Consider the following 13800-nt stretch of genomic DNA (forward strand, 5'->3'; position numbering starts at 1 on the left):
TCATTATTAGCTAAATAAGATCCAACCCGCTGCAATCGACATACAGATTAATGCAATAATACCGCCTGACTTTGTAAACTCTAAAAATGAAATTTTAATACCATGTTGAGCTGATTGATCGACAGCAATAATGCCTGCAAGGCTACCAAAAACAAAAATGTTACTTGAAAAACAGGCTCCAAAAATGAGTGCTGCACCGAGTGGGTCGGCATTACCATCTAGGGAGACGAATTGAATTAACAGCATCACAGTCGGTGTTGTACCAATAAAGATACTCATAATACTTGAGACCAAAAATAGCGTAATAGGGCTACTCAGGTCGATGCCTTTATTTAACAAATAATGCAAAATATCCTGCGGGACGCCGGTCTTAGCAAATGCGGCATTAATAATGAACAGCCCCATTATTAGCAGCAACAAGTCACCATTGACATGTTTTAGCATATCACTAGAGGCGATTTTCCTATTTAATAATAAAAAACAAGCCGCGGAGAGTGCAACTAACTCTCTAGGTAAGTCTGTAAACAAAAACGCAATAATCACAATGGCAATTACAATGGCTGCTTTGCCCGTTTCCCATTGATTAAATGGGATCACCGTATGTGTTTTAGGAGGTAACGCAGCTTTTTGGCTTTCAGGTAAATACCAATTTTTATGATAAAGTAAGCTAATGACACACCAAACGACAGGTAAAGAAAGCAAGACAGGAATAGCGGTAATATGTAGCACTCCGATAAATGAAAGGTCTAAGCCTTGGGCGACTATCATATTTTTAGGACTACCAATCAATGAACCTGCCGCCCCATTGTTTGCTGCGAAACAAAAACCCAATAAAAATGGAATTGGGTTCAGTCCTCTTGCTAATGTGATTGAAATTAATAATGGCGTCATTGCCACAACCACCACATCATTAGTCAGTATCGACGCTAGCACAGCACCAACAATAATAAAGACAAGTAACAACTTTGGTGGACTAATTTTGAGGATAGCCATTTCATTCGCGACTTTATGATAAAAGCCAGAAACGGTGAATGAAGCCGATACCACCATCAACCCAAATAGTAATCCAACGGCTTGATAATCAATCGCATCCCAAGAAGCTCGCGGAGTAATAAAACCAAAACCAATCATTGCCAAGGCGCCTGCAACAGCCGCCCCCGTACGGTCAATTTTTATTCCTGGAAACGTGCCAAAGGCCATCGCGATATAAACAAGCACGAAAATAATAATAATTGAATCCATATTTAGCTCACCATTTTTATTCTTGTATTATTTCATTTGAACTAAAATAAAATAATGAGCTGTCGTCACTTCACAGCTCATAGTCATCTCTCTACTCATCTTCTAAGTATCTAGAATATTGTTCGAGAAAATAATACTTTCAATTATTTGGCTATTAATATTCTCACCAAAAATCATTTTAATTAATACTTCACTGCCTAATGACGACAAAGAGATCAACAGATCCGCGTGCAGTAATTTCAGATTTTCGTAGTTATTATCATCATTGACGACCATAACACTTTTAATATTGGCACCAACGATCTCTTTAGCCGCCAGCATGGCAATCGTGTTTTCGGCATCTAAATCTCCAAGTATAAACAATGCCTTAGCATCAGCTAAATTCACTTGGTTTAAACTTTTTTTATTGATTTGTGATGTCGTGATCACTGGAGCATTATCTGGATAATTGTTTTTGTGTTCTTCTTTACACAGCACCATGACATCTAAATCACGCTTTTTTAATCCATGGTAGGTGTTTAACGCTAAAGGGCTAGCACCGATAATGACATAATGATCTTTCATACGGAATAATCTCTTTTTGACAATCTCTTGTGTGCTCTTTGCAAACACGCCTAAAAAATAAACAATAGAAGTGGTAAAAATTGTAATACCTAATATCACAATAGAAATGGTAAATAATCTTGCCTCTACACTAATAGGAACAATATCCCCGAATCCTACCGTTGTCATACAAACCAGTGCAAAATAAAATGCAGAGGAGATATCGGTTATATGAGGTTGGAATTGGTCACCAAGATACAATGACCCAAATACGGAATATCCCAGTAAAGCAATCAAACTGACAAATGCAACAAAGCCAGCACCTGATAAGCTATGACGGTGAAATATTTTCCAATTTGCAATCAATGCAATTAATATCAGCAATGAGAGAGTTCCCGTTAATACATTTTCTCTTGCTAATAGCAAGTTAATGAGAACAAGAACAAACAGCATAAAGCAACTAAATACCCATCCTATTCTGATACCTAAATAAATAGGTAATGCCAAAATAATCAATACAACCCCGATAGCAAACCGAGGGATATCGAGCAGTTTAATAAAACCTAAGGATTGCAACCAATCAACAAAATTATGGTGTTGTGAGGATAAATTAATATTATATGATGATAAAATAGGGAGTATTATCAATAGCCCATCAAGCAAGATCAATAAAGCTAATGTTGTCCTTATTATCGTCATATTTTGAATGTATTTATAAATTGCATTCTTTTTCATATTGATATGACCTAAAATTATATTCTAATTATGACTGCCTATGCTCAGGCATAATATCTTGGTTCGGTACTAAAAATAGCCATGACGCTAATACAAAAGGCATCGTTAATGTCGGTATGCCAAATGGCTCCAAAATAATGTCTAATGCACCTTGAACAAAAACAGTAAAAATAACGCCAACGATGGCATAGGCTAATACTCGATAACTCGGCTTATTAAATGTTGAACCTAAAGCAATTGCCGTTAAAACGGCACTAAATGAATATAATCCAGTATGGATGCTAACAAAATCGCCTTTCAATAATATTGCAACAATAAATGCTAATAACGAACCAACAATGGCAAACACCGCCGCCCATATTGAGCTCACAGCAAGTCCAATAACAAAAATAATACCGACAATCACACTACTCAGTAAAAAGACTTCAGAAACGCCACGGAAAATATCAGCAACAATATCACTATGTGGAATACTACCAATTGGTTCAATAAATTGTTGAGGAAGTGCTGGTGCTGGTAAAGCAACACCTTTTATGCCTAAAAAACTATAACTTGCTAATAAGATAGTCCAAGAAACCAATACAAAAGGCGCAGTTAATGCCGCAACTTTCCAGTTTTTCAAGAAATCCATTAATGATATGGTCGCGATCACCGAAACAATACTACCTAAAACAATCGATAACCAAACAAAGGGAGTATTTTCTAAAAAGGTGGGTAAAGCCACCCCGACTAAACAACCATTATAGCCATATAGCCCTGAGCGCAATGAGGCTGTATCCAGCTTGCTAATATAAGCGGTTAGCGTTGATACAACCGTACCAAGTAAACAACCAAAAGCCACTGCGGGCATACTTTCTAAAAATGCCCCGATAAAAATTGCGATAAAAAATAGCAGCCCAGTTAATGGGTTATTTTGAAACATCACTTGAGCACAGCCACGAAGTGTGACATCAATAAACTGTACTGTTATATTTTTATCAGCAAGCTGATTCCAAGCATTCTTATTTATTGTTGAAGTGTTCATCGTAATGTCCCTTCTAGTCCTTGGCATAGGGATAATTAAGATCGTTAATCAACGATCCTAATTATCATTATTTGACGAATTATCTTTGTAACTTAATAAGCTCGTAGGTTTAACGCCATAAAAAAGGCTCTTGTAAAGTTATTCCCAATATTTCTTCACGTGCTATTTGCCAGAAATATCTCACAGCCTCTTTCACTTTTGGACTATCAACACCCAATGCTTTAAAAATTAAACCACAATCATTCGGTAATTGAGTCGCCCCAAATGCAATATTGTTCTCTGTATCATAAATAGCTTCTAGGCGCTCTAAAATACGACTATGGTGAATTTTTGGCGTTAGCAAAATAACATTACCGAACGTATCAAACTTATTCATCACCGCAGTAGTCATTAATTGTTCTTTTTTAGGCTCTAAAATATATTTCTCAACAAACAACTCTTTATTTGATGAAGACTCTGCTCTGATATGCGAAGAAAAAATATCAAAACCAAATTGCTCATCTTGGTGATGATATTTACGCCCCGACATCAATATTTCAGAATATATCATTGTCGCACTCGGATGAATATTAATCCGAGTATCAGTAATAAAACGTGAATTACGATGAGGTATAATGGGATCAGGTAAATACTCTAAATAACCATCTTCTTCAACGATAATATTTTGGAATTGTGTTGCATAATTTGCTTCCATCATATGCACTTTCGTTGCAGATTGTGTGGTTACATGAGCACATGCCCCCGTTTCAACAATGATATCTAGCGCTTGGCGGTCACCCTGCAATAGGCACCCTGACGTAGAAATCATGGTGACACAAGGTAACTGTGGCATCATTTCATCCCAATAGAGTGCTTTTTGCACCAAAGATGGAACACGACGTTCCATCTCTACGAGCTCGCTGCGATATTCGCCTTGTGCGAATCTTAGCTTGAGATAACCACTTTTACCCACCGCACCGCTTTGCATTTGTTTAGGCTCATCTTGATAGATGGCAAGTTCAGGTGCATTGTTACCGAGTGTATGTGCTTGAACACGTGATGGTGTATTTGCGATATCTGCCCTGAATTGAGTCATATTTAGCCCCTTGATGATTGATGGGTAAATAAGAATTTATCCATAATCATATCAACCAGTTCAACAACACCTTCCCCAGTTTTACAGTTAGTCATCACATACGGGCGATTACCACGAACCACTTTCGTGTCGTGCTCCATCACTTCAAGGCTCGCGCCAACGTAGGGGGCTAAGTCAATTTTGTTAATCACTAAAATATCAGCCTGTACTAAACCAGGACCATTTTTACGGGGAATTTTTTCGCCTTCAGCCACATCGATAACATAGATATAAAAGTCAGCCAATGCTGGACTAAAGGTCAATGTTAGGTTGTCACCACCACTTTCAATCATGATCACATCGCTATCAGGAAAACGCTCTTCCATATCTTCTACTGCGGCAATGTTCATACTTGGATCTTCACGAACAGCAGTATGTGGACATGCTCCGGTCTCGACACCTAAAATTTTCTCTTCGTCTAAAATTCCTTTTAAAGTACGTTTAACTTGTTTCGCATCTTCAGTGGTCACAATGTCATTAGTGATAATTAACGGTTTAACACCACGCTCAATGAGGATCGGAGTAATTACTTCAATAATTGCTGTTTTTCCTGAACCTACTGGTCCACCGATACCAATCCGAGTCATTTTTTTCATCATTATTCCTCAAAAATTTTTTAGTTAATCATCAGTTCATAAACAAGCGAACAAACGATTTTGTATGTACCGCTGCCAGTACATCAATCACTGGCACATACGAGGCCATTTGTTGAATATCGCCACATGCTGCAATGTCACAAAAAATGTCGATATCTTCATTCAATTCAAACAGAATATGTTGTGTTTCATAATGCGTAATACGCATCAAGCGCATCGCCGCACTCAAAATAGTCATGGCAATACCATATTGATGCATGACCACCACATCTCTTTCTGTTATCCCTTGAACCGCCATTACAATGGCTTGTGTCACTGGCTGAGTTCCTGGCGCTGTGCCATTTTTTATTTGTTCTAGCCACCAAGCAACCTGCTGGTTTTCAAATATATGTACTGATATCTCAGCGAGTTTCTTTCCCATACGGGTAGTCATTATTCTCGCTTCTTCATTTAATTTACGATTGTGTACAGCCCAATCGATATTAATTAATGCCTCATTATCTTGTGCGATAACAGCTCTATGGGCAGCAACTACCGCAATACCATCAGAGCTTGCCGCGACATTGAGTGATGTACGGACAAATGACTTTAGCGTTTCTTTATCATGCACAACGCCTTTTTGTATTGCCGCCTCTACGCCATTCGAAAAGGTAAATGCACCGATAGGTAGCGCTGAGTCACCAAACTGCATTATCCTAATTAAATCAGATGCCTTCATACCATAATCCTTACCGGCAATGACCATTAATGCTTATGTGTATGGCTATGCCCATGATGGTGATGGTCGTGATCGTGGTCATGATCGTGGTCATGATCGTGGTCATGTGAGTGACTATGTGCATGTTCATGGATTTGACCAATTGCAACATGCACATGCGTATCAGTATCTTCTGCGCCACCGAATAATAAACGTGCTTCTGAATGAGTCAGTTTTGGTAAAATAGACTCACCTTTTACAAAGGCAAAGGTATCTGGAGAAAAACCATGGGTACGCATGACCGATTCCATGACTTTTTCACTTACGGTTAATGGCACATAAACTTGATTATCTTTTAAAACTGCTTTCCAGTGCTGGTTTCCTAACGCATGCCCCAGTTCAAAACTGACACGAATTTGCTCTTCAGCGCTGAGCGTTTGCAGACGCTGCAAATTAACCATCATCACGTCACGCAAAGAAATTTGCACAATAACCATCGTATTGGCAGCTTCATCAAATAAAATTACATCGCCATCAGAAAGCAAAACATTACGATCTAATGCTATACCGAGATCTAGGCCTTTTTCTGTATGTTTACGACAACGACTCTTCTGTGCTTCACGTTGGTCAAGTATCAAAACATCTAGCTGCGCTTTTTGACTTTTTTCTTGCCAAACTGGATCCTTTTTTACATTTCCAAGAATTTTTTCAATGATGATCATCGCATTACCTATTACGTTAATTCTGCCTGCTTAAAGCAGGCAGAAAGTAAAACAATCAAATTACGGGACGTGTCACAGTATTAACCAAAGAAATAACGTTGGTTCATCGCTGCTTCACTAATCGGTTGGCAAGTAGCATGTTCGCCATTTACTTTTACAGCAAAAGTTTCAGGATCAACTTCAATGTTCGGAGTTTCACCATTACGAACTAAATCACGCTTACCAATCGCACGGCAGTTGTTAACCGCAACAACTTGGCGCTCTAAACCTGCTTTTTCTTTAACACCATCATCTAATGCCGCTTGGGAAACAAATGTGACACATGTGTCATTAACTGTTTTACCCATAGCACCGAACATTGGACGATAGAATACTGGCTGTGGTGTCGGCAGTGATGCATTTGGATCCCCCATTGCCGCCCAGTTAATCAGGCCACCTTTAATAACCAGTTTTGGTTTAGCACCAAACATTTTTGGATCCCACAACACCAAGTCAGCCATTTTGCCAACCTCGATTGAACCTAAGATGTGACTCACACCCTGAGCAATCGCTGGGTTAATGGTGATTTTTGCAACGTAACGTAGAACGCGGAAGTTATCATTACCCGGTGCATCTTCAGGCAGTTTGCCACGTGAAGCTTTCATGGCATTAGCAGTTTGAATGATTCTTAACCAGTTCTCACCAACACGACCCATCGCTTGTGAGTCACTCGAGAACATCGAAATTGCGCCCATATCATGCAATACGTTTTCCGCTGCGATAGTTTCAGGACGAACACGGCTTTCAGCAAAAGAAACGTCTGATGGAATATTGGGGTTTAAGTTGTGGCAAACCATGATCATATCAAACAATTCTGATTGGCTATTAACACCAAAAGGAAGTGTTGGGTTAGTTGAACTTGGCAACACATTGGGCTGGCTAACAACTTTAATAATATCTGGTGCGTGACCGCCACCCGCCCCCTCAGTGTGATAGGTGTGGATAGTACGGCCTTCGAAAGCTTCGATCGTATCTTCTACATAACCACCTTCGTTCAGGCTGTCTGTATGCACAGAAATTTGCACATCAAACTCATCCGCGATACGCAGTGCGTGACGGATTGCGTTACCTGTTGCGCCCCAGTCTTCATGTACTTTTAAACCTGCTGCACCAGCAACCAATTGCTCTATTAATGGTTCGCGCGTATATGAGTTACCTTTACCCAAAATACCGACGTTGATTGGTAAGCCTTCAATGGCACGCAACATCGCACGCATGTTCCATGGACCCGCAGTTACTGTGGTACCGTTAGTGCCATCAGTGGGTCCAATCCCCCCACCAAAGAAAGTCGTCACACCATTTGATAACGCCGCATAAGCCTGCTGAGGTGAAATTAAATGAATATGGGTATCGATACCTGCGGCAGTTAAAATTAAGTGTTCACCTGAGATAGCATCCGTTGCGACACCCACGACCATTCCAGGGGTAATATTGTCTTGAACATTTGGGTTACCACTTTTACCAACCCCAACAATTTTACCGTTTTTAATCCCTACATCAGCTTTGATCACACCTAAACGTGCATCCACAATCGTGACGTTGGTAATAACGAGATCAAGAACGCCGTTATCACTGGTAAAGGTATTATTTGCCCCCATACCATCACGTAAAGATTTACCTCCACCATAGACAGACTCTTCGCCATATCCACGCAAATCTTTCTCGATTTCAATATACAGATCTGTATCACCTAAACGAATTTTATCGCCGACTGTTGGGCCAAATAGGCCGCTATATTCTTGTCTAGAAATTTGTGGCATTTTATTTACCTTTAAAGTTAATAAGGTACATAGTTATTTATCGTTATCGATAAACAACACAATTACTGTTCTTTATGTTTGTAACCGCGAGCGATCGCTTCATTTAATGCAATCGCTTTTGCTGGACGTTCTGTTGTTGCGACGTTATTACCTGCCCAACCATCAACGAGGTTATTAAATCCATAAACAGTTTGTTTTCCACCGAAAGGGATAAGTGATACTTCAATTTCATCGCCTGGCTCAAAACGTATTGCAGTCGTAGAAGCAATATTTAAACGCTTACCATAAGCCGCAGAACGATCAAATTCTAATGCGTGGTTAACTTCAAAAAAATGAAAGTGAGAACCTATTTGTATCGGGCGGTCACCTGTATTTCGCACTTTTATTTTAGTTTCAGGTTTGCCTACGTTAAATTCAATTGGGGTATCCGCTAAAATAACCCCACCTAAAGGTGTAGGTGCTTTTGTATCTGTTTTCGCGTTGCTCATATGTTCACCTCGTCATTAGCTTATTTTATCGGATTATGAACAGTCACCAGACGTGTACCATCAGTAAAAATAGCTTCAACCTGTACGTTTGGAATTAAATCCCACACACCATCCATAACATCTTTTTTAGTTAAGACAGATGCGGCTTCTTTCATCACATCTTCAACGGTTTTACCATCGCGTGCACCTTCTAAAGCCGTAACCGTAATAATGGCAACCGCTTCTGGATAATTTAATTTCACACCACGATCACGACGTTTTTGTGCAACGTCTGCGAGTGTATAAACCATCAATTTTTCAATTTCCCTTGGGGTTAATTGCATAACGCCTCCTCGATTGATAAAAGTTTGTATTTATCAATACAGATAAATATTTATTAAACGCGTTAAATAGCCATACTAAAAATAATACGAGATGTAGGTTAGCGACAATCGAAAATAGGCGTGGACATAGATAAACGATATAGTCCGGCTCGCTGAGCGTAGTCACTCCCACTGAAACTTAAAGCATGACAAATATAAACAATCCGTTGCGATATGACTCCTTGTAAAAACAAATAACAAGTTCGCTGTATTTAAAAAACATTCATATTAAAAGCATCTTATTTTATTAAAAAGATAATCATTAAATGATTAGTCAAAATAAGTTTGTTAATATTATTAATGATTTTAGATTAAAAAATTTGGCATCCTATTTAATTAAGCGCAAAATAGTTATTGTTTAAACTTCATAAATTGATGCTCAGGTAAAGAGTTCCATAACGATTGAAGCCATTTACCCCCTCCGCCATTTTGTAATTTTTCACTCGTTAATACTTCTTCCAGTGACCCATTGCGTAAAAGTGCAATACGATCAGCGAAACGAACAGCCATCGCAAGATCGTGCGTTACCCACAAAATACCTTTCCCATCTCTACACAATGACTTGATATGTTCCAATAGTTGGATGGCATGTTCATCATCCAGCCAAGAAGAAATCTCATCGGCTAAGATATATTCAGCACGTGATAATGTAGCACTACAGGCTAGAACACGTTTTGCCATTCCACCTGATAATTGACTTGGATAATTATTCACCACACTTGATTGCAAGTTATATTGCTGCAAATGCTGAGCCACATCATGCATTTTGATATGTTGCCCACTGAGCACGGCAGCCCTTTCTAGTTGAGGGCCGATCCGAATTAAAGGATTTAAAGCACTCACCCCTTGTGGTATATAACATAAAGAGTTACCACGATACTGCTGCTTAGTTTTTTCCGTTAGCTTATTACCATTTAACACGATATTGCCATGACAGCGCATATTGTCAGGTAATAGGCCTAAGCCACTTTGTAATAATAGGCTTTTGCCTTCACCACTGCCGCCCACTAGCGCAACCATCTCTCCAGGGCGAACATCCAATGAGATATCGTTCAACAATGGCTGCCAACGTTTCTTTCCTAGCCAACGAAACTGTGCCACATCTACGGTTAAATGATCAAAACTTAACATCATGCTCCCCTTAACCATAAGTTCTGGACAGATTTAGCAAACTGGTCAAATAACAATACCAATCCTACTAATGCAAGCCCCGGAAACATCGCTAACCACCAAGCACCTGTACTTAAATAACGCAGCGCATCCGATAATAAGATCCCTAACGATGGCTCATGTGGTGACAAGCCAAAACCCAGAAAACTCAATGCAGCGCTGTGTAAAATAGCATGTGGAAACATCAATAATGTTCCAACCATCCACTGCGGTAAAATCATTGGCAGATAATCATATCGGCAACGGTATAGCGCACTGTTACCAATGCGACGCGATAACATGATGTAATCTGCTTGCTGCACTCGCAATAACTCAGAACGTAAGATAAGCGTTAATTTTGGCCAGTGAGTTAATGCAACCGCCCAAATAACGCCCGCCTTCCCTCCCCCGAGGGTAAAGCAGATTAAGATCAGCAAAAGCAAATGAGGCAGTGCTAATAATGAATCGATGATACCACGTACGATGTAATCCATTGTTTTGCTAAATGACGATAAACCCGCCATCACGACTGCGATTAAACCACTCGATATCGCTGCCGTCGTACCAATCTGTAAACTAGTCGCTAAACCTTGAAATACCCTATCCCATAAATCACGCCCCAAATTATCAGTACCGAATAAATGAACTAATGACGGTGCTTGACGACGATCTAACAGGTTTACTTCGATATCCGTTTGTGAAAGCCATATGGCATAAATCGCTAACACACATAAACAAACTAAAGAAATAACTAACTTCAGTAAAGCTCGGTTTGGGTTATAGGTCATGATCCTCTAATCACTCCCTGATTAATCTTTTTCAATAACAAATCTGAAAGGCTATTGCTGAAAAAGATCACTACTGCACACAGCATAACAATCCCCATCAGCAATGGAATATCTCCCCGTAGCCCTGCATCAATAGTCGCTTGCCCTAAACCGGGGTACGCAAATACCTTTTCAGCCAATAATGCACCACTGAGTAATTCCCCCACCGAAGCAAACTGTAAACACATCGCTGGTGTAATCGCATGTTTTAAAACATGAAAACTCACCATTGGCCACCCTTTATCACCCTGCGCTTTCGCATAGTGGATAAACTCACTATTCATCACTTCCGCCACTTTAGAACGAGTGTGTAAGGCGATATTTCCCACTCCCAGCAGCCCTAGAGCAATCACTGGTAGCACCAAATGATGGATTTTTTGTGACCATGTCGCTGTTTGTTCATCTAAGCCGATTGGCCACGCACAACAAATTGGTGCCCAATGCAACGAAACTGCAAATAATGACAGTAATAACAATCCTATCCAAAACACAGGGATAGAAGCTAATAAGTAAGATAATGTTGAAATCACCCTATCTGGCCAACGATTCAGGTAACGCCCCGCCACTAATCCTAAGACAAAACCTATAATCCCAGAAAATAACCACGCTGATATCAATAATGCTAATGAAGGCGCTAATCTATCAGCTATGACTTGTGATACTGGCGTGTTATAGAGCATAGAATAGCCCATATCACCTTGTAATAGCTGCGAAAACCAACGCCAGAACTGCATCCATAATGGCTGGTCAAGTCCCCAACGAGCAGCAATCAGTGGATACTGCTCAGGGGGAACATGCATTAAATCATTACCAATATAAGCTTTTATCGGATCAATAGGTGAATAGCTTAAGAGGATAAAAACCCCTATCGCTGTCACCAATAACAAACAAATAAATCGCAGTAAAAGCCCTACTGTTGTGCGCATTATTTACAGGTCCAAGCCCAATCATCAACGTTATTCAATACAGACCAAGAACCATGAATTTCAGGTGCGCCTTTACCTAATTCAACACAGTTATCTAATAAATAGATATGTTGAATATTCATCAACCATGCCCAAGCCGCATCCCCTTGGATACCCGTTCCTGTTTGACCATTCCAGTCCACTTGCTGCCATAATGGAATCGCTGCGGTTTGGTCTGGTTGACGCAATGCCTCTTCAATAACTTCATCGATGGCTGGATTTTTATAATACCCAGGGTTATAGAAGCCAACACCAGCAGCCTTACTGCTATAGTTATGCACAAGTTCCATTGGATCAAGGCTACCCCAACCAAATAATGTTGGGTTGGCATGCATGTAGCGTTCAACGGTTTCCCAACTTCCTGATTTCAGATCCATCTCAATACCGATAGGTTTCAAACTTGCTCTGACCGCTTGAGCTAAATCACGACGAGTCGTATCACCGCTGGCATACCATAGGGTCAGCTTGGCAACTTTACCGTCTTTTTCTCTCAGACCATCTTTATTTAATTTCCAGCCCGCCTCTTCTAAAATAGCTTTCGCTTTTTCTACATCACCATCTTTAAACGATGATTTAGGGTTATTCCAAGGTAGCCCTTCAACCCCTGTATAAGCAGGGATAGCAAATCCTTCGAGTACTGTTTCAGCCAATAATTTACGGTCGATCACATAGTTAATCGCTTTTCGCACTGCTACATCGGAGGTGATATCGTTACCAATTGGATTACCTTGCGCATCTTTTTCACCTGCGGGAGGAATAGGGAAAGAGATCCCTCGATTCTCTACACTATGGCGTTCAACCAATTTCATATCTTTGACATTTTTAGCATTAGCTGCGATAGCAGCAGGAATACGCACGATATCAAGTTGACGACTCTGTGCCGCCGCAAAAGCGGAGTCCTCATCAAGGAATACGAAAACCATCTTATTAAAATCGTTTTTTGGCCCCGCATAGTATGGATTTTGTTCAACAATCAATTGCTGCCCAGGTTGAAACTCCACCAAACGATATGGACCCGCACCAATCGGATTATGTGCATATTTTTTAGCATCATACTTATCAGCAGAAACAATACCTAATGAACCTAATACGTTAATAAAGGTACTTTGAGGCGATGATAATGTAATCTTAACGGTTAACGGATCAATCGCTTCAGCCTTAGCAAAATTCCCCATATCCACTTTACCGCCACTTGCAGCGGCATTGTTATAAGTGAAAACCACATCTTTTGCCGCTAATGGTGAACCATCAGAAAATTTTAAATCTTTCTTTAATTTTAGCGTCCAAATTTTACCATCATCAGAATGTTCATATTTATCAAGCATATAACTATGCCATGATAAATCTGCATTCTGTTTTAACAGAGGGCTATGAAGAAGCATATAGCTGCCATGGCTCCACCCTAACATAGGGTCAAAACCTTCTGTTGGCTCAGAACCAATCGCCAGACGTAAAGTATGTTGATCTTGTGGGATAGAATCGGCTAAAGCACCCATAGATAGCCCCATTAAGCATGCGGCTTGGATCGCTATTGCTA

Annotated in this window: 14 protein-coding genes; all 14 read right to left on the reverse strand. The window is 40.0% G+C overall.

The window, feature by feature from the left end:
• Window positions 1-6 precede the first annotated feature (6 nt).
• Window positions 7-1242 carry an ArsB/NhaD family transporter gene (locus ACWPW6_RS15260; protein ID WP_249999300.1) on the reverse strand — a complete coding sequence of 412 codons (1236 nt, stop codon included), beginning with the start codon at window positions 1240-1242 and terminating at the stop codon, window positions 7-9.
• Between the two features lie 102 nt (window positions 1243-1344).
• A complete protein-coding gene (locus ACWPW6_RS15265; protein WP_163862931.1) occupies window positions 1345-2520 on the reverse strand; it encodes an ion channel in 1176 nt (391 codons plus the stop codon).
• A 28-nt stretch (window positions 2521-2548) separates the two neighbouring features.
• On the reverse strand, window positions 2549-3544 hold the full coding sequence (gene yut, locus ACWPW6_RS15270) for an urea transporter (RefSeq protein WP_163862933.1): 996 nt from the start codon (window positions 3542-3544) through the stop codon (window positions 2549-2551).
• 109 nt (window positions 3545-3653) lie between these two features.
• Window positions 3654-4619, reverse strand: a complete 966-nt coding sequence (locus ACWPW6_RS15275; RefSeq protein ID WP_163862935.1) for an urease accessory protein UreD — start codon at window positions 4617-4619, stop codon at window positions 3654-3656.
• Window positions 4620-4621: 2 nt separating this feature from the next.
• Window positions 4622-5254, reverse strand: coding sequence for an urease accessory protein UreG (ureG, locus tag ACWPW6_RS15280; RefSeq protein WP_053110480.1), 633 nt, complete (start codon window positions 5252-5254; stop codon window positions 4622-4624).
• A 31-nt stretch (window positions 5255-5285) separates the two neighbouring features.
• Window positions 5286-5972 (reverse strand): urease accessory protein UreF, encoded by a 687-nt coding sequence (locus ACWPW6_RS15285; protein ID WP_196713607.1) that lies wholly within the window; start codon window positions 5970-5972, stop codon window positions 5286-5288.
• Window positions 5973-5998: 26 nt separating this feature from the next.
• On the reverse strand, window positions 5999-6673 hold the full coding sequence (gene ureE, locus ACWPW6_RS15290) for an urease accessory protein UreE (RefSeq protein WP_249999302.1): 675 nt from the start codon (window positions 6671-6673) through the stop codon (window positions 5999-6001).
• 80 nt (window positions 6674-6753) lie between these two features.
• A complete protein-coding gene (locus ACWPW6_RS15295; protein ID WP_053110486.1) occupies window positions 6754-8472 on the reverse strand; it encodes an urease subunit alpha in 1719 nt (572 codons plus the stop codon).
• Window positions 8473-8534: 62 nt separating this feature from the next.
• Window positions 8535-8960, reverse strand: a complete 426-nt coding sequence (ureB, locus tag ACWPW6_RS15300) for an urease subunit beta (RefSeq protein ID WP_163862943.1) — start codon at window positions 8958-8960, stop codon at window positions 8535-8537.
• Window positions 8961-8980: 20 nt separating this feature from the next.
• Window positions 8981-9283 carry an urease subunit gamma gene (locus tag ACWPW6_RS15305; protein WP_163862945.1) on the reverse strand — a complete coding sequence of 101 codons (303 nt, stop codon included), beginning with the start codon at window positions 9281-9283 and terminating at the stop codon, window positions 8981-8983.
• A 390-nt stretch (window positions 9284-9673) separates the two neighbouring features.
• On the reverse strand, window positions 9674-10453 hold the full coding sequence (locus ACWPW6_RS15310) for an ATP-binding cassette domain-containing protein (protein WP_163862947.1): 780 nt from the start codon (window positions 10451-10453) through the stop codon (window positions 9674-9676).
• Window positions 10453-11259, reverse strand: coding sequence for an ABC transporter permease (locus tag ACWPW6_RS15315; RefSeq protein WP_163862949.1), 807 nt, complete (start codon window positions 11257-11259; stop codon window positions 10453-10455). Before ACWPW6_RS15315 ends, ACWPW6_RS15310 begins: the two co-directional genes overlap by 1 nt.
• Window positions 11256-12224: an ABC transporter permease gene (locus ACWPW6_RS15320; protein WP_163862951.1), complete on the reverse strand. Its 969-nt coding sequence runs from the start codon at window positions 12222-12224 to the stop codon at window positions 11256-11258. Before ACWPW6_RS15320 ends, ACWPW6_RS15315 begins: the two co-directional genes overlap by 4 nt.
• The gene (locus ACWPW6_RS15325) at window positions 12224-13771 is read right to left on the reverse strand and encodes an ABC transporter substrate-binding protein (RefSeq protein WP_231131823.1); all 1548 of its coding nucleotides are present in this window, start codon (window positions 13769-13771) and stop codon (window positions 12224-12226) included. The genes ACWPW6_RS15320 and ACWPW6_RS15325 overlap by 1 nt, the downstream gene beginning before the upstream one ends.
• Between the last annotated feature and the right edge of the window lie 29 nt (window positions 13772-13800).

It is taken from the genome of Providencia sp. Marseille-Q8014 (genome assembly GCF_965112055.1).